The organism is Clostridium arbusti SL206, assembly GCF_000246895.1.
Lineage (GTDB): Bacteria > Bacillota > Clostridia > Clostridiales > Clostridiaceae > Clostridium_I > Clostridium_I arbusti.
Map to the genome: position 1 here is coordinate 16850 of NZ_BAEV01000002.1, position 22509 is coordinate 39358.

At 30.6% G+C, this 22509-nt stretch carries 24 protein-coding genes; 8 read left to right on the top strand and 16 right to left on the bottom strand.

The features are described from left to right. Positions 1-4 precede the first annotated feature (4 nt). Together RH99_RS00605 and RH99_RS00610 are read left to right on the top strand one after the other, a co-directional pair. A complete protein-coding gene (locus tag RH99_RS00605; RefSeq protein ID WP_010233005.1) occupies positions 5-583 on the top strand; it encodes an LOG family protein in 579 nt (192 codons plus the stop codon). Positions 584-1069: 486 nt separating this feature from the next. Continuing rightward, positions 1070-1873 carry an alpha/beta hydrolase family protein gene (locus tag RH99_RS00610; RefSeq protein WP_010233006.1) on the top strand — a complete coding sequence of 268 codons (804 nt, stop codon included), beginning with the start codon at positions 1070-1072 and terminating at the stop codon, positions 1871-1873. An 84-nt stretch (positions 1874-1957) separates the two neighbouring features. Here RH99_RS00610 and RH99_RS00615 read toward each other — a convergent pair whose 3' ends face one another. Both RH99_RS00615 and RH99_RS00620 read right to left on the bottom strand, forming a co-directional pair. Continuing rightward, complete coding sequence (locus RH99_RS00615) at positions 1958-3133, bottom strand: S41 family peptidase (RefSeq protein WP_010233007.1); 1176 nt, start codon at positions 3131-3133, stop codon at positions 1958-1960. Between the two features lie 59 nt (positions 3134-3192). Next, entirely contained in the window at positions 3193-3552 is a 360-nt protein-coding gene (locus RH99_RS00620) for a winged helix-turn-helix transcriptional regulator (protein WP_010233009.1), read from the bottom strand. A gap of 193 nt (positions 3553-3745) precedes the next feature. Between RH99_RS00620 and RH99_RS00625 the strand changes: the two genes are divergently transcribed. From RH99_RS00625 to RH99_RS00650, 6 genes are all read left to right on the top strand, one after another. Next, entirely contained in the window at positions 3746-4555 is an 810-nt protein-coding gene (locus RH99_RS00625) for a nitroreductase family protein (RefSeq protein ID WP_010233011.1), read from the top strand. A gap of 314 nt (positions 4556-4869) precedes the next feature. Then, positions 4870-5568 carry a response regulator transcription factor gene (locus RH99_RS00630; protein WP_010233014.1) on the top strand — a complete coding sequence of 233 codons (699 nt, stop codon included), beginning with the start codon at positions 4870-4872 and terminating at the stop codon, positions 5566-5568. Further along, a complete protein-coding gene (locus RH99_RS00635) occupies positions 5569-6504 on the top strand; it encodes a sensor histidine kinase (RefSeq protein WP_010233015.1) in 936 nt (311 codons plus the stop codon). A 169-nt stretch (positions 6505-6673) separates the two neighbouring features. Further along, positions 6674-7597: an ABC transporter ATP-binding protein gene (locus RH99_RS00640; protein WP_010233016.1), complete on the top strand. Its 924-nt coding sequence runs from the start codon at positions 6674-6676 to the stop codon at positions 7595-7597. Beyond that, entirely contained in the window at positions 7590-8288 is a 699-nt protein-coding gene (locus tag RH99_RS00645; RefSeq protein ID WP_010233017.1) for an ABC transporter permease, read from the top strand. Before RH99_RS00640 ends, RH99_RS00645 begins: the two co-directional genes overlap by 8 nt. 213 nt (positions 8289-8501) lie before the next feature. After that, complete coding sequence (locus tag RH99_RS00650) at positions 8502-9209, top strand: ABC transporter permease (RefSeq protein WP_010233018.1); 708 nt, start codon at positions 8502-8504, stop codon at positions 9207-9209. Between the two features lie 181 nt (positions 9210-9390). Here RH99_RS00650 and RH99_RS00655 read toward each other — a convergent pair whose 3' ends face one another. From RH99_RS00655 to RH99_RS00720, 14 genes are all read right to left on the bottom strand, one after another. Beyond that, complete coding sequence (locus tag RH99_RS00655; protein WP_010233019.1) at positions 9391-9879, bottom strand: GNAT family N-acetyltransferase; 489 nt, start codon at positions 9877-9879, stop codon at positions 9391-9393. A 104-nt stretch (positions 9880-9983) separates the two neighbouring features. Continuing rightward, positions 9984-10484 (bottom strand): NUDIX hydrolase, encoded by a 501-nt coding sequence (locus RH99_RS00660; RefSeq protein WP_010233020.1) that lies wholly within the window; start codon positions 10482-10484, stop codon positions 9984-9986. A 156-nt stretch (positions 10485-10640) separates the two neighbouring features. After that, the gene (locus RH99_RS00665) at positions 10641-11519 is read right to left on the bottom strand and encodes a sugar phosphate isomerase/epimerase family protein (protein WP_010233021.1); all 879 of its coding nucleotides are present in this window, start codon (positions 11517-11519) and stop codon (positions 10641-10643) included. 58 nt (positions 11520-11577) lie between these two features. Then, positions 11578-12951, bottom strand: a complete 1374-nt coding sequence (locus tag RH99_RS00670) for an ABC transporter substrate-binding protein (protein WP_010233022.1) — start codon at positions 12949-12951, stop codon at positions 11578-11580. Positions 12952-12990: 39 nt separating this feature from the next. Then, a complete protein-coding gene (locus RH99_RS00675; RefSeq protein ID WP_010233023.1) occupies positions 12991-13833 on the bottom strand; it encodes a carbohydrate ABC transporter permease in 843 nt (280 codons plus the stop codon). Then, a complete protein-coding gene (locus RH99_RS00680) occupies positions 13830-14768 on the bottom strand; it encodes a carbohydrate ABC transporter permease (protein WP_010233024.1) in 939 nt (312 codons plus the stop codon). The genes RH99_RS00675 and RH99_RS00680 overlap by 4 nt, the downstream gene beginning before the upstream one ends. A gap of 166 nt (positions 14769-14934) precedes the next feature. Next, the gene (locus RH99_RS00685) at positions 14935-15471 is read right to left on the bottom strand and encodes a glycerol-3-phosphate responsive antiterminator (RefSeq protein WP_010233025.1); all 537 of its coding nucleotides are present in this window, start codon (positions 15469-15471) and stop codon (positions 14935-14937) included. A 267-nt stretch (positions 15472-15738) separates the two neighbouring features. Further along, positions 15739-16578, bottom strand: coding sequence for a putative beta-lysine N-acetyltransferase (ablB, locus tag RH99_RS00690; protein WP_010233030.1), 840 nt, complete (start codon positions 16576-16578; stop codon positions 15739-15741). Beyond that, on the bottom strand, positions 16571-17878 hold the full coding sequence (gene kamA / locus RH99_RS00695) for a lysine 2,3-aminomutase (RefSeq protein ID WP_010233032.1): 1308 nt from the start codon (positions 17876-17878) through the stop codon (positions 16571-16573). Before kamA ends, ablB begins: the two co-directional genes overlap by 8 nt. 193 nt (positions 17879-18071) lie before the next feature. Next, positions 18072-18680, bottom strand: a complete 609-nt coding sequence (locus RH99_RS00700; protein ID WP_010233033.1) for a 50S ribosomal protein L25 — start codon at positions 18678-18680, stop codon at positions 18072-18074. A 476-nt stretch (positions 18681-19156) separates the two neighbouring features. Then, positions 19157-19948 carry an ABC transporter permease subunit gene (locus RH99_RS00705; protein ID WP_010233035.1) on the bottom strand — a complete coding sequence of 264 codons (792 nt, stop codon included), beginning with the start codon at positions 19946-19948 and terminating at the stop codon, positions 19157-19159. 37 nt (positions 19949-19985) lie between these two features. Continuing rightward, on the bottom strand, positions 19986-20786 hold the full coding sequence (locus tag RH99_RS00710) for an ABC transporter permease subunit (RefSeq protein WP_010233037.1): 801 nt from the start codon (positions 20784-20786) through the stop codon (positions 19986-19988). Positions 20787-20790: 4 nt separating this feature from the next. Beyond that, positions 20791-21672 carry an ABC transporter ATP-binding protein gene (locus RH99_RS00715; protein WP_010233039.1) on the bottom strand — a complete coding sequence of 294 codons (882 nt, stop codon included), beginning with the start codon at positions 21670-21672 and terminating at the stop codon, positions 20791-20793. A gap of 19 nt (positions 21673-21691) precedes the next feature. Continuing rightward, entirely contained in the window at positions 21692-22321 is a 630-nt protein-coding gene (locus tag RH99_RS00720; protein ID WP_010233040.1) for a TetR/AcrR family transcriptional regulator, read from the bottom strand. Positions 22322-22509: the final 188 nt, after the last annotated feature.

Here is a 22509-nt window from a genome sequence, read left to right on the forward strand (position 1 = left end):
ATCAATGAAAAGAATATGTGTCTACTGCGGTTCCAGTTCTGGTATCCGTCCAGAATATAGTGAAATCTCTAGATTACTCGGTAAAATACTAGCTAAAAACAAAATTGAATTAGTCTATGGTGGATCAAGAATAGGACTTATGGGTGAAGTATCAAATGAAGTTTTAAAAAATAATGGAAAAGCTATCGGTGTTATGCCTAGAGGACTTTTTACAGTGGAAACAGCCAGCGAACATTTGACTAAACTCATTGAAGTTGACACTATGCATGAAAGAAAACAAACTATGACCGATCTTTCTGATGGCTTTATAGCTCTTCCAGGGGGACTTGGCACTCTTGAAGAACTATTTGAGATGCTTAGCTGGGCTAGAATTGGTATTCATCAGAAGCCTATAGGACTATTAAATATATGTCACTTCTTTGATCCTCTTATAAATATGCTGAAAAACACCTGTAATGAGGGTTTCATGAAAGAATCAAATATGAATCTATTCTCTGTTTCGGATAATCCTTTAGAATTGATTCAAAAAATGAATGTATATGCTCCTCCAGCAATGGAAGCTAGATGGCGTAAATTGGGTTAATAATATTTTTATAGTAACTAAAAATATTAAGATGTCATAAGGCATGTGAAAATAAATAACAAGTCAAAGATGCGACGTCTATTTTGAATTATACAAGGAAACAGGTCCTGATGATAGTGGTGCTATCAGATGATTCTGCTGACGCAGTAGAATTCAAAATAGGCTAGCATACTGACTAGTTATTTATTTGAATGTGCCTAAAGCAAAAGTTAATAAATAAATTCTAAAACCAATTTAATACACAAAACGAAGCTGTCTCACAGTGCATATCTATGCATTGTGAGACAGCTTTTTAGACATCTTACTGCTAAAAATAATTATTGAAATTTAACCTTCTAATAATTTATACCATTTATTTCCTTAAGTTAAATTATAATACAATAACTTAACATATTTCTATAAATCTTAACCAATAAAAATAGGTTACTATAAGGCTTAATGTAGTATAATATATACTATGATAAACATTATATGGAGGTATTTTTAGTGCAAAGATCAGTAGAAATTAAAAATAGAGGATTAGCTCTAAGGGGAATGCTGCATACTCCAGAAAAAGTTCAAGGGAAAATTCCTATAGTCTGCATGTTCCACGGTTTTACCGGTGACAAACTCGGATCACATTTTATGTTTGTAAGACTATCAAGACTTCTAGCAGACAATGGTATTGCTTCTGTTAGATTTGACTTTATGGGAAGTGGTGAAAGTGATGGCAATTTCGCTAATATGACTCTTTCTAAAGAACTGGATGATGCTAAATTAATTCTCAATTATGCTAAATCTCTTGATTTTGTTGACACAGATAGAATAGGAATTTTAGGCTTTAGTATGGGTGGCGCTGTAGCAAGTATGCTTGCTGGAGATTGCAAAGATGACATTAAAACTCTTTGTCTATGGGCTCCTGCTGGAAACATGGCAAAAATAGTTATTGAGGGAAAAAGCAAAGCGGATATTGAAAAAGTACGTAAAATTGGATGCTATGATTTAGATGGATATCTGGTAGGTATAGATTTTATAGATGATGTACTTAACTTAGATATATTTGATAAATCTCATTCCTATGATAAAAATGTATTGCTAATACATGGTACTAAGGACGCCTCTGTTCCATTCAGTACATCAGAAAAATATCTAGAAATTTATGAAACCCGCGGCGTGCTGCATAGTATTAATGGAGCTAACCATTCTTTTAATAGTAGCGCTTTTGAAAATGAAGTATTAGATTATACAATAGGATTTTTAGAGGGAGAACTCAATACTGTTACCGAAAGAATCCATAGTTTCAATTCATAATTAAAAAATTATTCTTATGCCAAAAACTCTGTTTATAAAAAAACTGTGAAATTATTATAATTGATATAATACTTCACAGTTTTTTTATTTTAATTCTAATATATAATCTAAAAATGGATCAACATTGTTTTTATAATCCTCTATTGAAAAATCAAGCTTAATATCAGGTAAAAAACACATAGCTTTATCGTCTTCAATAACTTTATAATATTTTGTAGAATAATATATCTTAATACCATAGTTTTTGAGAACCATGTTTTCCACTTCACCATAACAATTAGGTTTTCCTCCAGTGGACTCACCAACAAATACGGCCTCTGTTTTCTTCTTTAAAGCTAATACATTTAGCAGAGCAGAAGAAAAGGTTTCACGTCCTACAATTACAAATAACTTTCCCTTTTTATTAATGATATTATTACTACTTAAATATTCAATAAAATTATCCAATAGCGTAGAGTTTCCACCTACATTGTCTCTCACATCAATAACAAGTTTATACACATTATTATTTTCTATAGTATCAATTAATTCTTTACAAAAATCGCATATTTTTATATCCATATCCTTACATCTATTGTATTTAAAGTACACCACTTTTGAATCCTCTAAAAATTTAAACCAGTAATATTTATCTGTATTCTGTCTATATAGCGGCAGAAGTTTTTCATCTTTATCCCCTATAGTCTTCTTTTCTATTTTACTTATTTCACCTGCAAGCATAGACTCTATTTCTAAAGTTGTACTTGTTCCATATATATCCTCTATAGTAACCTTTAGGCTGCTAAAATCATCAATTACTTCCAATCCATAGAGCAGCTCTACTGCTGGAAGATATTTTGGAAATTGTGCTTTAAAATACTCCTCATTTTCATAGGAAATAATTTTTCTAAGTGAATTCACTAATTCATTAATTTTTATACCATTTATCTCTACTAATCTGCATCCCACTAATTTTTCATACTTATCTATTGAAGAAATTATGTATATACCCTCCTCAAACCAATATAAATGAATAGGACACAGATATCGAACATTCATATTAATGTAAGTATGAGCATCTTTCACTAAAGCAACAATCTTCCCAATTTCAACCTGAATCTCATAGTTGTCTAGGTATTGAATCTCTCTTTTTAAATTATTAATTTTATTATAGAATTCATCTTTATTCAAGTTAAAAAATAGATTTTTATGCCTTTTAGGAAGCTCTATAGACAAATAGTCTATGTCTTCTAACCATTTTGTTTCCTCGTTTTTATTCATGCTTTATCCCTTTCTGGATATAGATAAATATTTTTCAATTATACCTACTATTAATTTATTTATTCCGCTTTTATATGATTTTTATCATGTAATTGAATTGAGTGAGCATAATTAACTCCCCATTCACATAAAGTTGATAAAACTGGTACAAGACTTTTCCCATAATCAGTAAGAGAATATTCCACTTTGGGTGGTACTTGAGTATAAACAAATCTATTAACTAATCCACTTTCTTCTAACCCTCTAAGTTGTTGAGTAAGCATCTTTTGAGTAATGTGTGGTAGGGTTCTTTTTAACTCACTGAATCTCATAGTTTTTTCGGCTAAATGCCAAATAATAAGTGGTTTCCATTTACCACCTATAACGTCTAAAGTTAATTCCATAGAGCAATTGTATTCAATATCTTTAAATTTTATCATTATTTTCACTCCTTCTTACTCGTTTAATAGAGAATGGTTACTCAAATTTTCAGTATATAAATAGGTACTATATTACTTATAAGTACCTACTTCCTAATAATAATACTATGGTATATATTATATCTTATAAACTATTTTATCATAGTAATTTAAATTTGCCTTAAAAATATAAAATAATTGGAAGTGAATATTAGTGAAATTAATTAAAGTAAACCAATCATCATGTATTAAATGTGGAATTTGCACAAAAGTATGTCCAACAAGAGTTCTATGTATGCAAGAAAATGGTCCACAAGCGATTAATTCAAAATCATGTATTGCTTGTGGTCAATGTGTTGCTGTATGTCCTCATGGTGCAATTGATAATGTTAAAGCACCATTATCTAATCAAGTGGATATAAAAAGTTTTCCAGCCATAGACTCACAAACTGCTGAACAACTCCTTAGATCTCGTAGATCAATACGCTGTTACAAGAATACACCTGTACCTCGAGAAAAATTATTAAAATTAGTTGATATTGCACGTTTTGCACCTACTGCTAGTAATTCGCAAAGAATATCCTACATTGTTGTGGAAAATAAAGAAATATTAAAAACAGCAGTTAAAGTAATAATTGAGTGGATGGAACAACAACTTGAAAATTCACCTCACTGGAGTTTTTCAAGCCATGTTCATGCTTATAGAGAAGATGGTGTGGATACAATTCTACGTAATGCACCACATCTTATTTTAGCCACTGCTTCAAGAGACTTTAAAAACGGAAGAGAAAATACAATTTCTTCATTCTCTTATGTTGAATTATTTGCAACTACCATTGGATTAGGTTCTTGTTGGGCTGGATTATTTGAAATGTGTGCATTTTCAAATTATTATCCATTATTAAAACTATTTAATATTCCTACAGACAAAGTAATAACTGGAGCTGTTATGGTTGGATTCCCAAAATATAAATATAAAAGATTAGTAGATCGTGATCCATTAGATATTACATTTATAAAATAAACTCTAAGTAAAAATAAAGTCTAGAATAGCTTTTATACTACTCTAGGCTTAAAATATAATATTTATTAAACAATTCTTATTAAATCACTATATTGAATTAATTTCTATCTATTTCATAGATAAATAGTATAATAGATTTCATAACTCATCAATAAATATTTGTCACATTTATTAATAACTTTCTTTATTCTTTGTGGTAAAATCAGGATAAGCGCTAAGGCCTCGTAAATAAATAACCAGTCATTACTAGTCTATTTTGACTTATTATTTATTTTCATATGCCTTATGTATTTAGGAAAAGAGGTATGATGATTATGCACAATAAGATTTTAATTATTGAAGATGACATATCCATTAGCGAAATGGTTAAAAATTACTTAATAAAGGATGGATTTATAGTAACAACTGCTTTTGACGGCGAAGAGGCAATCGTTAAATATTTAAATCACGATTTTGATTTAATTGTTCTTGATTTAATGATGCCTAAGTTAGATGGTATGGAAACTATGAAAATAATTAGAGAAAAGAGTTCAGTCCCTATTTTAATTATGTCTGCAAAAGATAGTGATGTTGACAAAGCAATAGGATTAGGTCTTGGAGCTGATGATTATATTTCTAAGCCTTTTTCTATGATTGAAATTTCTGCAAGAATTAAAGCAGCTATTAGAAGAGCAACAAAATATTCTAATACTCATAAAATAGAAGAACCGCCAGTAATTAAAGTAGGAAATCTTACTATTAACATAGGTAATTTTTTAGTTAGTAAAAATAATCAAACTATACAACTTACTTCTAAAGAATTTCAAATACTAAAATTGTTTAGTAAAAATCCTAATAGGGTTTTTACTAAGGCTCAAATTTATAGTTTTATTTGGAAAGACGAGTACTTTGGAGATGAAAATGTAATCAATGTACACATGCGAAGACTAAGAGAAAAGATAGAGGACGACCCATCAAATCCACAATACATAAAGACTTTATGGGGCATTGGGTACAAGTTGGAGGTTAATTAATTGATTGCTTTATTGTTAATAATTATTTTTATTTTAATTTCCATAATACTTTTTCAGTATAAAGCTAAAAAAGAAAGAAGTAAGAATTTAAAATATATTGAAACCAAGCTAAATAAAATCATACGGGAAAACACTAACGAAAAACTCTTAGTTGTTACTGAAGATACTGAGCTTAGAGAATTACTTGTAGCAGTTAATAGCCTTTTAGATTTTAGTCAAAAAGTATTGGCAGACTATAAAAAGAAAGAAATATCTATGAGTAAAATGCTTTCAAATATTTCTCATGATTTAAAAACTCCACTTACAGTAGTATTAGGATATATTGAAACTATAAAACTGGACAAGAATATAAGTATTGAAGAAAGAGAGATTTTACTTTCTAAAGTTCACAATAAAGCTCTTGAAGTAATTGAGCTTATCAATAAATTTTTTCATTTAGTAAAGCTTGAATCAGGAGATAAAGAAATTCCTATAACAAGAGTTAATATGAATGAGGTTTGTAGAAAAAGTATATTAGAATTTTATGAAAATTTAACTTTAAAAGGTTATGAAGTGAATATTGAGATTCCTGAAGTAAATATTTATGCCTCCGGTAACTTGGAGGCTCTCGAAAGAATAATGAACAATTTAATTTCTAATGCCATTAAATATGGAATTGATGGTAAATACATAGGCCTCAATTTAAGCTATGATGATAAATTTTCCTATGTAGAGATTTGGGATAAAGGTAAAGGTATTGATGAGATTAATGTTGAGAAAGTATTTGGGAGGATGTACACACTTGAAGACTCAAGAAATAAATTATATCAGGGAAGCGGTCTAGGACTTACAATAACTAAAAGGCTTGTTGAAAAATTAGGCGGAGAAATTTTTCTTAAAAGCCAGCCCCATGAGAAAACTAGCTTTACTTTTAAGTTGAAGAGAATAACTTATTAATTTAGGCAGCTTTCACTTATTATTTTTCAAATGCTTTATATGAACAAGATGCTAAAATTTAAAGCATCTTGTTTTTTAACTTAAGAATTTTGTAAGATTTGTTTAATAAAAAAGAGAAGTCTATATCATACAATAAAATTACAGTAGATAAAGAAAAGAGGAATGCAACATGAGTTATATATTAAGGACAACAAATTTAGTAAAAAAATTTAGTGAAAAAGAGATTGTAGCTAATGTAAATATGAACATTAAAAAAGGAGAAATATATGGTTTCTTAGGTCCTAATGGAGCAGGCAAAACCACAATTATGAAGATGATAGTAAATCTTGTTAAACCCAGTAGCGGAGAAATTGAAATTTTTGGTGAGAAACTTAATAATGAGGCCTACGAAACTTTAAAACGAATAGGAAGCATTATTGAGTATCCTGTGTTTTATGATAAGCTCACTGGCAAAGAGAACCTAGAACTTCATTGTGAGTACATGGGATATTACGATAAAAGTGCCATTGATAAAGCTTTAGATCTAGTAAACTTAAAGGGTATCGATAATAAGGCAGTTAAAGATTTTTCTCTAGGAATGAAACAAAGGCTTGGAATTGCCCGTTCAATTATAACTAAGCCCGATTTATTAATACTAGATGAACCAATCAATGGTCTTGATCCAATAGGAATTAAGGAAATCAGGAATCTTTTAAAAATGTTAAATAAAGAATATAACATAACAGTTTTAATATCTAGTCATATTTTAGGAGAAATAGAACAAATAGCTGACACCATAGGGATAATTAATAATGGAAAGTTAATAAAAGAAGTTTCCATGGATAGCATCAGAGAACTTAATACTGAATATGTAGAAATAATTACCGATGATTGTATAAAAGCAGCCTATGTTTTAGAAAATGATTTAAATATTTCTAACTTTAAAATTATAGATAATACTTTAATAAGAATATATGACTTAAAGTTAGCTCAAAAGGATATTTCAAAAACTCTAATTTTAAATGGTGTTGAAATTGAGGCTATAAATAAGAAGAATAGTACATTAGAGGATTATTTCTTAAAGCTTTTAAATGGAGGTGAGCCAAGTGCTTAAATTAATGAAATTAGAAAATAAGAAGTTTAAAATCTTTGGATGTCTAAAAGGAGTTATTATTGCAAATCTAATTATTCTAGGTTTTTTATCTATGATTCTTTATGCTTCAAATGCCAATAAAGAAATAGCTTTTAGTACCTATAATGATGTTTTTTTGTATACAGGTATTTTTGTAAGAGCTACTTTTTCAATTTTTGCAGCGGTGTTAATTTCAAGATTAATAATTGGTGAATATACGAGTAGAACAATAAATGTTCTGTTTACCTATCCAATAAACAGGAAAAATATTATGGTGGCAAAGTTAGCTATTGTGCTAATATTCACTTTCACAACCATGGTAATATCAAGTCTTTTCTTAAGTTTTAGTCTATTTCTTTTAAATATGTTTACAAATGCCATTCAAGATTCTTTAACAGCCGATATTTTAATTAAAAATCTAATTAATATTATTGTGTATTCAATAGCTTTTGCCTTTGTAAGTCTAATTCCTGTATATGTAGGCATGAGAAAAAAATCGGGATCAGCCACAATAATAACCTCTGTTATATTAGTAAGTTTATTAAATAGTGGAAATAAAGGCAATTCATTAAGTTCTATTATAATAATTCCGATCATCCTTGCAATTATAGGAGCAATTGCTTCTTACTTATCAATAAAAGATATAGAAAAAGTAGATGTGATTAATTCTTAAATAAACTTCGAAATTCATAAACTCCCTAACTATTTCAGGAGTGCAACCAACAAAACCGACAAATTCCATTATTTAAGAGGAATGTATTTAGCAATTAACAAAAATAATAAAGAAAATATTTTCAAAATATATTGATTATAGACAATTAAAAAAGAAAAATTTTAAAACCTAGTATAAAAAGTTTATACTACCATTTATAGAGGAAGGATAATTATGTTGAAATTAATTAAATTGGAAATAAAGAAATATAAACTTAAAAGATATATCATGGGAATAATTATAGCTATTATTTCTATAATGGCTTTTCTCACTATGTCATTTATTGATAATAGAATAAATTCACCACAAGATTTAGATACGTATGAAAGTGTTATATGGATGACAAATGTTTTGACAACAGATGTATTCTTAATATTTTCTTCAGCATTAATAGCAAAAATTATTATAGGAGAATATAGGGATAAAACAATTTTGGTAATGTTCTCCTATCCTGTAAGTAGAAAAAAACTTATGTTTGCAAAATTGATTATAGTTGTTGTATTTGCAATGTCATGTATACTGCTTAGTGATGCATTGTGCATATTATATGTGGTGACATTAGATTCTATTGTTAATGTTATTGCAGGAAGTTTTAGCTTTAGTTATATTTCTGATGCATTTTTATCATTTTTAGGATTCACTGTTATGGGAGGGATCCTATCATTGCTGCCTTTTACTGTTGGTATGAAGAAAAAATCAGTGCCTTCAACAATTGTAACAGCAGTTGTGATAGCAGTTTTAATGCAACCTGTAATAGGACATGCTCCAGAGTTAATAGATACACTTATTAAATTAATCATTATTACTCTGATTTCCTTGGCATTGACAGTATATACCATAATAAAAAATATAAACAATATAGATGTTGTAGATGTTGCTTGATTTAATATTTACGAGTAGATGGCTTTTAGATTCAATATATTAGTAGAGGCAGGATCACACCTCAATTCATCAGCATTATTGTCAGTGTAGTATCCTGCAACATGCTGATATATTCTTTGTATAATAAAAGTCCGGCATCAATAGAATTATATCTGCAAATTAATAAATTAATTCTATATTTCTAATAAAATGATTTATGGTATATGTATATATCTACAATCTCATTATTATATTTTATAAATGCATTTTTTATTTGACCTACACGAATAAACCCCAATCCTTCCCATAAACATACTGAAGCAATATTAGTTGAGACAACAGAATTAAACTGCATTGCCTTATATCCACATTCTTTTGCGATTTCTATAGAATGCTGTCCAAGCATTTTACCAATACCTTTACCGCGAAATTCTTTTTTTATTGCGTAAAGTGCATTGGATATATGCTTTCCCCTTCCTGGAAAGTTACCATGTAGAATATAGAAACCTATTACTTCCCTGTTGAATTCTGAACAGTATATTGCCTTTTGATTATTTAATATTTCTAAGATTTTATTAGTAGAAAAGTGCTCTTTCCAAAAGAAACTTTCACCTTCATCAATAACTTCATTCCATATTGATTCAATGGAATGTATATCCTCATTTTTGAATTTTCTAATAATTATATTCATATTTTACTATTCTCCATTTTTTTAATATTGTAGAATGATGAATTACTGTGTTATATTAAGTAATAATCATTACTTAATTGAATCTAATAGAAGATTATGAACGACTATATTATTTTAAATAAATCCTCAAGATATGTAAATGTATCCGTAAATTCCCCTGTTTCTATCAATGATAGAATATGACTTGGAGTGGCCCACTTTGCTCCACATACCTCTTCAGGCTGATAAATAATTTCTTTTATATCTACTTCTTCCTTAAACAGCCATACATCTACAAAGTCTGAAGAGTCATTGTGTTGCCTTTTTAATTTAAAGAGACACTTTCCATTTTTAGGAGATAAATCAATACTAATTTCCTCCTTCACTTCTCTTAACGCAGTTTTCAAGCTATCTTCACTAATAGTTGCCGCACCACAAGTTGTTTCCCACATATTGGGAAATATCTTTTTGTTTGGTGTACGTTTTGTAATTAAAAATTCTCCTTTTTTATTTTTTATCCACACATTCACAATGAGATGGTATTCATCTTGTCCCATAGTATTTCCACGTTGAATAGTTTTACCTGTTTTATTACCATTTCCATCGAGTATATCCCAAAGCTCCATATTAATTACCCCCAATATAAAAGTTCTTACAAAGAAAAATAATATTAATTCACTCTATCACAGCCTTTTTCTATAAAATAGTGAAAAGGTAAAGACTTGAATTAATCTCTACCTTTTACCTACACACCATGCATGAGAATTCCAGCTATATGATATTTACTCTGCTATAGATAATAAATATTTTCCTATTTCAAAAGTATATTCAAGTGCTGCTTGTCTTAATGCATCAGGCATCCTCATTGTTGCATTATGAATTTCATAGGTAAAGTCTCCTGTATAATTTATTTCTTTTAATACTTTCATTATTGATGTCCAATCAATATTTCCATGAAAAGGAGCTATATGATCATCATATATTCCCAGATTATCTGCCACATGAGTGGCTTTAAGACGATTACCAACATATTTAAGACTTTGCACCTGATCACATCCTGTAAGATTTGCATGACCAAAATCCCAACATATTCCCACATTATCAGATTCTAATGAATCAACTAAATCACATAATTCTTCAACATTTGCTGTATAACGACGTCGTGGACGACCCTCTACTAAAAAGTCTGCCATATTTTCTATGGCGATGCCTAGATTATGCTTTGCAGCTATTTGAAGTTGAGGTTTAAAGTACTCAATATTTTTTTCTTTGGCTACTTTTATGGACCTGTTATCCCATATTGCTGTACCTGCATGAAGAATTGCCCATTTTACTCCAAGGCGTCCTGAAGCTTCAATACACCTTGAAATCATTTTTTCATAAAGCTCTCTATTCTCAAACTTACTATCAATAACATTATAAAATGGAAGGTGACATTGTGAAAATTCTATTCCAAGGATTTCTGCTTCCTCTGCTATTTTTTCAACTTCATCTCTCCAGTTGTCACTAAAAACTTCACAATGTTCCTTTACTGCGTCACAAAAGTTTATATCCATAACTTGATAGCCTATTTTACTACAAATATGCATACTATCTATGAATGAAATATACTCCTTATTCTCCTTCATATAGTGAATATTAGTTGATGTTGAAAGTCTCATTTATATAATCCCCCAATTTAAATTATTATTTATTTTTTGAATATTTACTTGTAAATTATTATTTTTTATTGGCTCTATTATAATTATTAATAAGTTGATTCCCCTTCTCAACCATTTCATTTATTCCAGTATTCATATCTATTTTACCATCTAAAATTGAAGTAACAGTATCTGTTTCAAAGGATTCAAACTCCTGAAATGAAGGCATCCACATTTCCTGCAATTTAGGACTTGATTTGTGAAGCTGATCAATAGCTGTTTTAAATAAAGGATTTTTATTAAGATGTTCTTTCATTTCAGGAAGATCATATGTCTTCTTATTAACAGGGAAATAACCTGTTCCTGTATGCCATTTGAACTGTGTTTCAGGTGAACTCATATATTTTAAAAATTCTACCATAGCTTTTTCTTTATTTTTATCATTTTTATTCAATGCATAAAGCGCTGAACCACCTGTTGCAACTCCAATATTATCTCCTTCATTTACTTTCGGCAAAAATGCTGTACCTAATTCAAATTTTCCACCTATTTGGTCTAATATAGCAGGTAAACTTGCAGTTGAACCTAAGAAAATACTTGTTTCTCCTGCTGAGAATCTTTTCATGGCATCTGTTCCTGTATAATCTAAGCCCCCTGTTTTGTATATTTTTTGCCACTTTGTAAGGACTTCTTTCATTGTTCCATTCTCTCCGAAAACTACTTTTGTAGGATTGCCATCACGTCCATTTTGCTTATCAACTAAATATGACCCTCCATTTTGCATAGCTATCCAGCTCATTGGCGCATAAAAATTAAGTTGATGCACCATACCATATCTTACGACTTTATTACCTTGTTTTTTAGTCAATTTTTCAACCTGATCAGCTAATTCATCTAATGTAGCTGCTGGTTTTTCTTGGTCAAGTCCAGCTTCTTTATATTGATTTTTATTATAATACATAAGCATTGTAGAGTTTGAAAAAGGCATACCTAAAAGTCTGCCTTTGTAGGAGGCAGCTGCCAATGCATTTGGCTCAATATCTGATAAATTAAGCTCTGGATATTTTTTTTGTAAATCAGCCATCCATAATGTATTTTTAGATTCTTTAATTGTAAAAACACCTAAAGATGCTGATTGTACAAGGTCAGGCATATTTTTCACATTATTAGCTTGTATAACAGCTTTTAACTTAGTATCTGTATCCTGATAGGTTCCCTGAAAAACTGCCTTAACAGAAATTTTTTTTTCTTTACCAATTGTATTGTTAAAATTATCAACAATTCCTTTAAGTGCAGCACCTCCGTTTCCACCCATAGCATGCCACAATACAATTTCAGTTTCACCGTTACTGTTTGTTGAAGAAGATTTGTTACTTTCTTGTGTGCTAGAACATCCTACAAGTGTTACCCCCAGTAATAAGCTAGCAACTAATACTTTTAATGTTTTTTTCATTTTATTAAACACCCCTTTTAATATTAATATATCTTTTTATTAATTAACTATAGAACCTGATGTAATTCCACTTATAAGCTTCTTTTGGAAGAATACAAATATAAATATTGTTGGTATTAATATCAATACAGTACCTGCCATAAGTGGGCCATAAGAGGATGCTTCTGGAAAATTCAGCATGGTAATACCTACTTGTACCGTTCTCATTTCTGGTGTATTAGTCAAAAGTAGTGGCCATAAATAAATATTCCAAAGTCCAACAAAAGAAGATATAAACAAAGATGCCAGTATAGGTTTTGACAATGGAAGTAAGATTTTTATGAAAAAGAGAAAATTATTACATCCATCTATTTCAGATGCCTCTTTTAGAGATACACTTATAGTTTTGAAATATTGTCTAAGCATAAATATATAAGTTGCTGAAAGAAAATAAACTAGCATAACTCCTGCATAAGTATTAATAAGTCCAAATTTTGAAATAGTAAGGTAATTGGTAATGATCATTGCATCACCTGGCAGCATAATAGTACCCAATATAAACATAAACATGAACTTTTTACCCTTAAAATTGAAAAGTGCCAAAGGATACGCTGCAAGGCTGGCAATCGCAAGACGTATAACAGAACCTACGAAGGCTATTACAAAAGAATTAACTATTAATCTTATTAAAGGACTTTGCTGAATAGCCTTTACGTAGTTGCTTATAATAAAGTTATTTGGAATAAATTTAGGTGGATAACTTATTATTTCACTTTCTGGCATAAATGAAATCATTATACAGTAAATAACAGGTGAAATAATAATAAGACCTATTAATATACATATAATTGATAACAGATTGTTTACCTTTTTTCGCGTTGTTAAACTTGAAGTTTTAATCATTGATAATATACCCCTTTCTTTTCATATCTAAAGCAGAATAATAAAAGTAAAAAAGTCATGAGAAACACAATAACACCAATAGTTGAGGCATAAGCATAGTTGGTTGAGGTTATACCAGTTTCATATAGCTGAAAAATTAGAGTTTTAGTAGATGCTTGAGGCCCACCATTTGTAATAACCAATGAAGGTCCTGACATCATCATAGCACCTACTGCATTAGTACAAAGTACGAAGAATATAGTGGGAGAAGTCATGGGGATATAGATATTTTTCAATTTGCTCCAAAACCTTGCACCATCTATTTCAGATGCTTCTACCATCTCCTTCGGCACCCCCCTTAAAGCGGCTAAAAATAATAGAAAATCAAAACCTATACCCATCCATACAGATACAATACTTATAGAAATCATAGCTGTCTTAGGATCATCGAACCACTTTAAGTCCAATTTGAATATATAGTTTATAATACCAATTCTAGGATTTAACATCATTTTAAAAATAAGAGAAACTGCAGACATTGAAATAGCCATAGGGAAAGTAAACATGGTTTCATAAACAGAGGAAAATTTGCGTTTATTATTTGCTAGCAGCGCAAGTGAATAACTTATAATAATCCCTGCTGGCAGCACCATTGCAACATGATACAGAGTATTTTTTAAACTTATATAAAAGTTTTTATCGGTTAGAAGGTCCTTATAGTTACTAATTCCTACAAAGTTAACAATATTACCATTAAAATCTACCAGTGAAAAACTATAAAGCACATTTTTTATAAAAGGATAATATCCAAATATAATACATAAGATTACACATGGTATTAAATAAATATAGGATTCTATAGCTTTGGATACTTTTCTTCTCATCCTTTTTTTATTTGTTATCCTATGAATGTCCTTTGATAAAACAGATGTGTTTTTGCTTAGTTTATACAACAAACTACTGCACTTCCTTTCTTTATATATGTAATTTTTGAAAATATTTCAAATTTTTTTCGACAAAAAAACCCATTGTAATACTATAAATAACTAAACCTCTAACGTTTTAAACTATTTATTCATATTACAAAGGGTTTTCTCTCAATCTCTACCCTGAATTATTAAATTACCATAGCTGCACACCTGCAGTAGAAACATAATCAGCTCCACTATGAATAGCTTGTTTCACTTCTTCTTCACTGCGTATTAGTCCTCCAACAATAATGGGTTGTCTTATTCTACTTTTTACATATTTTATGACCTTTGGCATTAAACCTGGCATTAATTCTACTTGATCCGGCATAGTCTTATTAATAATCTTAATAGCCGACTCTACAGCAGTAGTATCTATAGCAAAAATTCTGAGTGTTGCAGCTAGCCCCAGTGCTTTTGCTGCTGATATATTATTGCCTCTGGTGGATATTATTCCATCGATATTAAAATTTTCATGTAGATACTTAATAGCAATTGAATCTCTTCCAACACCATTTATCATTTCCATATGTACAAAAGCTTTTTTTCCTGAATTCTGTACTTTAATTACTAAATCTTTTAAAACACATATATCTCCTGTTACAAGGTTGACTCTTTGAACCTTACTTTTTATAACACTGTCAACTTTAGATAAGTCGGTTACAGATGCTATAATTGGATATTCCTTCATTGTTATCACACCCTATTAACTTAAGACTTTAATAACATTGTATAGTTATCATGTTAATATACTATTATCTCTGTATTAAGTTCTAGTTAATTAAAATTCTTATGAAATATGAAAGCAATTTAACACCCTAAATTAAATCAACTCCTAAATTAATTTAATTTGTCACGCAAATTTATAGCATAAAAAAACAGAAGCAATTCATAATTCTGCTTCGTTAAAAAATGCACCTGACCATTGTCAAGTGCTAATATTATTAATCAAACTATCTTACTCAAAAAGTTCTTTATACCATACATTCATACTCTCTATTCTACCTGAAATATTAGTGTTATTAATTAAGGTACCTGCAAAAGTATATGTTTTCTTCGAAAATGTAGTATTCATACCATATGATACAGCCCTTGCTATACTATAAGCGGTTTTAATTTCTCTACTTATCATTTCTTCTTCCATCTTTCCTAGCAAATATACTGCAAAGCCTTTTCCCCTGTATTCCGGTAGTGTACCAAAGTCTGTCATTTCAACATTTAAATTATTTATGTCCATTTCTGAAGAAGATACTGCTATGAGTCTATCACCGTCCCAAATAGTAAAATATATAACATTATCTCTCATGGTTTCTAAAATATACTCAGAATTATATATTGGAAATGGATATGTTTCAAAAATCTTTTTATAAAATGATGCAATATACTCTGCATCATTTTCTTCTGCTTTTCTATAATTAAAATGTTTTAATATACTACATATATTCTTTTCATTACTTTTTTTCATTGACTCATTTAAAACATTTTTAATAACTTCTTTATCTTTTTCTTCTTTCCTGTCTATAGAAAAATATTTAGCTACAAAAATGCCTTCTTCTGTACCATTATAAAATTTAGGGACTATGGCTTCTACAGAATATCCTTGGTTTAAAAATAATAATTTTGAATTTAAAGGTATTTTGGCAATGATTTTAGTATATTTATTTTCTCTTGCTATTCCTTCTAAAATATCAACGATATTATAGCTGTCATCTTTGTGCATTTTCATTAAATATATTCTATTATTTTCTTTATCATGTTGAATAGTTGACTTACCTATTTTGTTTGTTATGTTATTCATTAACTCGTCTCTCTATTCTTTCATTGTTATTTGGTGTAAATGAAATAGTATCATCATAATCTGAAAGTAATTTTTCAACACCTACTACTTTTATTTCCTTATTATTATCCACTTTTAAAGTTAAATCGCATTCGTCGCAATTTAAATCACATGAAGTAGTTTTATAATTATCTGGTTCTTTATAGGTTGTTATTACACCTTCATAATTTCTTAAAATGACTTTATCATTAGACCAAGATACTAAGTAATTTGGCATTACTGGAATTTTCCCACCACCTCCTGGTGCATCAACAACAAAGGTAGGGATTGCAAAACCGCTAGTATGCCCCCTAAGAGACTCCATAATTTCAATTCCTTTTCCCACTGATGTCCTAAAATGTGATAGTCCTTCTGACATATCGCACTGATAAATATAATAAGGTCTTACTCTATTTTTCACTAATTCTTGAACTAATTTTTTCATAATATGTGGACAATCATTAACCCCTGCCAATAATACAGATTGATTTCCAAGAGGTATACCTGCATCAGCTAACTTTCTTAATGCTTCTCTTGAGGAATCTGTAATTTCTTTTGGATGATTGAAATGTGTATTAATCCATAAAGGTTGATGTTTTTTTAGCATATTAATTAATCCATCAGTAATTCTATAGGGCAGTACCACTGGTACTCTTGATCCTATTCTTATTACCTCAACATGCTCGATTGCACCAACCTCTGTTAAAATCCAATCCAGATATTCATCAGGTAATAAAAATGGGTCTCCTCCCGACAATAATACATCTCTTACCTGTGTATTTTTTCTTATATACTCAATACCCTTTTCTATAATTTCTTTATTTGGAATGTGATCCTTATCTCCTACTTTTCTTTTCCTTGTACAGTGTCTACAATACATGGCACATACATTACTGATATGAAATAGCACTCTATCTGGATATCTATGAGTAATCCCTTCCACAGGACTATCTTCATCTTCTCCCAAAGGATCTACCATATCATATGTGCTAATCTTAAGTTCTTTTTCACTCGCAACTGCCTGTTTAAAAACAGGATCGTTTTTATAATTATTAATATCTATTAAAGATAAATAGTAAGGGGTTATTGCCATAGGGAATTTCTCTATGGTTTTCTCAATGTTTCTTTTATCTTGAATATCTAAATCAATTCCTAACAACTCTTCCAAAGTATCTATATCTTTTACTGTATGACTCACTTGCCATTTCCAATCTTTCCAGTTGGAGTATTTGTATTCCCAAGCACTGCTATTAATTTCTCTTAATTTTCTTTCTATAATCATACTCTTCTCCTTTTAAATTACATATTTTGTAGCTTTACATGTAACAACTTTATATTAACATATGAGTTGTTACATGTAAAGTTTTTCATACTTTATCTAAAGAGAAGTGCGAGAATAATAATATATTTAATAGTTTCACATAACAAAAAACACGCATAGTATTTTACTTTGCGTGTTTAAAATATTTTAATTATTATTCAGCTTTTACCGCTTCAGTTTCAGTAGTAGTAGTAGTAGCTTCATCTTCAATTTCTTTTTCAATTACTAAATTTGTTACAGCTGCATATACTTCATCTAATTTATCATGTGATTTTATACTTTCATCTAAATTCAACTCTTTAAAAGTAATTGTATCTCCTGCATTTTTTTGAGACACGTCCACATGTATTACTTCTGGAATTAAATCTATCTTTCCTAAAACTTCTGCCTCTTGTTTGTTAACATTAAGCTGTAATTGTTTTGATACTAATTCCTCTTCTCCCTTAAATACAATAGGAACTTGTAATTTTACATTTTGATCCTTGGACACAAATTGTATATCTATATGTACAATTTTATTTGTAAGAGGTTGTCTCTGAATTTCTTTAATAAATCCAGATTTCTTTTCATCTCCAAATTGAATTCCTAATTTTGCATTCATTCCATGTTTTGAAAGAATTTTTTTTAATGCTATCTCTTTGACTTTTATAGATTCAGCTTTTTCAGACTTACCTCCATAAACTACACCTGGTACAAAGCCCTCTTCTCTAAATTTTCTTGTCTTGTTCACTCTTTGTTCTACATCTAAAATTATTTGTTCCATGATAAATCACTCCTCTTAGCCTTCATAGACCATTTTTAATGTTTGAATCGCTAGCATCCGTAAGAGCTTTATTAACCTCTGATTCAACTTTTACTAAAGTAGTTGATTGTAATAAATTTAAGTTTCTTACTCGTGCGGGTATAGTTAGTGATTTAAATATCTAATTATATTATAACACTGTTGTCCAGTTATAGTTCATTTAATTGGTGATTTCAATATATATTTGCATGTATTAGTAGTTTTTTACACTGTATAAAATATTATAATAGCTTCTCTCTATCCCAGTCTTACTGCCACTTCTCCTGCTTCAGGCTAAATTACTATAAGCTTAGAATATCTTAATAAAAAAGCAATAGTTAAATAATAAATACAACTATTTAACCATTGCTTTTATCCAAGACATATAATTTTTTTACATAATGCCACAATTTCAACCTTTGCTAAAAGCCTGATTTTTATAAAATTTAACTGCTAAATTATACGTTAAGGTCTCGCCTTTTGTAAAAGAAATATGTTGAAACAGAAAAAGCAGCAACAAGTAGAAGCGAGAGTATAACTATAGCAAGGCTTAGACCGTTACCCTCTACCAAACTTTTATAGTTGAAATATTTAAAAGGTGAAAGCAGGTTAAGTCCATTCAGACTATCTGTCAAATCTGTTATTTTAGATATGACAAAAGATACTAGAAGTATCCCTACAGAAAGTGACCCCGAGGCTTTAGGCTTTCTCATAAATGCCGCCAGCGCCGCTCCGATGGACAGAAATATGAGTTGTACGATGAACATACTCAAAATAAACATCCCTATCTCACTGGAAATATCGTTTCCCTTATTATAAGCGTCAACCATAGCCAGCGATGAAACAAGCGTGACAATATTTAATATAATTATATTAACAAGGGCGGCAAGTAGTTTTGAAGTAATTATAGTGGTTCGTGATACTGGTTTAATTATCAAAAATTCGGTGGTCTTGTCGCGTTCCTCTTTTGCGATGATACCTGCTCCAAGCAATACAGCGTGAATAGCAGCTGTAAGCTCAATGTAAAGAAATAACATTGCGAAATAACCAGCCATAGTAGCCACATCAAATGAACCCATTCCCAGTAGTGCTCTAATGGAATAGGGCATTTGCTGAAAAATTTCATTGTTCTGTCCTGAAGAATAAGCCGTATACTTGCCCATTCCACTCAAAATCAGCAAAAACATGCAGACACTCCATATAATCAAGGCTTTCCTGTTAGACTTTAGTTCCCTTAAGAAAATATTCATAATTAAAACCCCCTTTTAATCCAAACCCATTAGCAGATCAGCTCACGGCATGGATATCCTTTTTCGTATAAATGATATAACTTGCAACAATAGCAGCTATAACAATGACTGCTCCAGCTATGAGATAGCTCACCTCATAGCTGGCATTTTTAATGATGTAGGTTATATCGAAGTATTTAAAGGGAGAGATAAAACGTGCCCCGTCACTTTTGCCGGTGGCAATAAGTGCCCCTATAATATAAAACCCGAATACAACGCCTAGAGAGATCGGTAATACAGATTTAAGCTTTGTAAAGAATACCGAAACAAACACTCCTATTGCCAGGAAAATAAGTTGGATAAACAGTAGGGTAAGGCTGATCATAAAGAACAACTTGTTGTTATAATCCGATGTTTTAACAATATTTGCAACCATAGAAGCCCCAGCATAATAGATCACATTGGTTACCAAAAGCATGGTTAGTGCAGCTAGAAGCTTTGAGCTTACTATGGCAGCACGTGAAACAGGCTTAACTAGTAGAAAATCTGCCGTCCTTTCCCTAGACTCTTTTGAAAGGATTGAAACACCGATATTCATTGCTTGGATGGCTCCACAGAGCGTAATAAAACTAAATACCATGGAATAAAACCCCAGGATAGAAGTAATATTGTCAAGTGAAATACCCAGCATCGCCCGGACAGACGCAGGGTATGCACCTAGTAGCTTTTTAAAATCTGCCGCATCCTTTGCAAGGCTTGTATAGAGAGAAAAATAAATTATAACCAACGCTATCATGGCACATATCCACATAATTGTAGATTTTTTTAGAGACTTAAGCTCGTGCAGATACATATTCATACCCTTAGTCCTCCTTTGCATAGTAATGCATGAAGATCTCCTCAAGATCAGGCTCTTCAATTGATATATTGTTAAGTTCAATATCAGCAATCTTTTTCATAACTGGGTTAACATTGCCTTTAAATATAAATTTAGCACTATTTCCCTCAATCTCAAGACTACTCACCCCACTGATATTGAAATATTCCTTGGGAATACCAGATTTTGCATCTATACTAATTCTTTTATAATTGTTCTCCTGCAGTGTGCTCATCTTTTCAAGTTTGATGATTCTGCCCTCTTTGATGAATGCAACACGGCTGCACATACGCTGTACCTCACTGAGGATATGTGATGAAAAAAACACTGTAGCGCCCTTTTTGCTTTCCTGCTCTATTAGCTCAAAAAACTTCTGCTGCATCAATGGGTCAAGTCCACTTGTCGGCTCATCCAATATTATTAGTTTTGGTTCATGGAGCAGCCCCTGAACAATACCGACCTTCTTTTTGTTCCCGAAGGAAAGGTCATCTATCTTCTTTTTAAGATCCAGATTCATAATCTCCGCAAGCTCATTGATTCGTTTAGTACAGTCCTTTTTGTAGAAGCTGGCAGAATATTTGAGCAGATCAATCACCTTCATATTATCGTAGTAAAACACCTCAGATGGCAAGTAACCAACCTCTTTTTTTACCTCAGGGTGCTCGATGCAACTCTTTCCAAAAATGGTTGCACTGCCTTCTCCGGGATAGATGAGACCCAGCAGTGTTCGTATGGTAGTTGATTTTCCAGCTCCGTTGGGCCCAATGAAGCCAAAAATTTCGCCTTGCTCAACATTTAAATTTACATCCAAAATTCCTCTGGACTTACCATAATTCTTGGTAAGATTTTTGATTTCGATAACACTCATTAACATTACCCCCTAAATTTTATTTATAAAAAGCGCTTTTCAGCAACTCTATATATAGGTCAAATTCCTCTACCAATGCATTGGTATCAATATTGGATTTGTAAGAGGGATCACGTTTTATATGATCCAACTCACGGTTGCCGAAACCCTGTGCAACCCAGAATATAATTTCCGAAACGCGCTTTATATCCATTCCATCTTTAAGTACCGAAGTATCGATATTATTAAAGAGCCTTTTATAGCCTTCTTCTGAAATTATTTTCATTCGCTTCTCAAGTTCCTGCTTTATTTCCATGCTGTCCTCTACGGCTGAGGCTATAATAAAGTCATATAGCATAGGATACTTTTGAATGAGTTCGATCTTTAGGATCACAATCCCCCTCCACCTTTTTATGATATCAGCTTCCTCATAATTTACTTTATTGTAAAATTCATTTAAAAATATATCTTCGGAATAGTCATAGAGAAACAGGAACAAGTTTTTTTTATTGTTAAAATAGTGAAAAAGCAATCCCTTGGAGATATTAGCTTTTTTGACGATTTCATTTGTGGAAGCGTTTCTATAACCCCTTTGAGCAAATTCCTCCAATGCTGCGTTGATAATACGTTCTCGTTTCTCAGGCTCAAGGTTCATAAACTTGGAAATCAAGTTATCTACCTCCTTATTCTAAGTAATGACCGTATCGGTCAATGAAATTATAACGCCATTGACCACACAAGTCAATATTTAATATAACTTTTTCTTTTTTTACTTATTATCTGATTTAATTGCTCTTTTAGGAATTTATTTTTTGTTTTAAATCAACCCTTGGATTAGCTATTACGTAAGATTATATA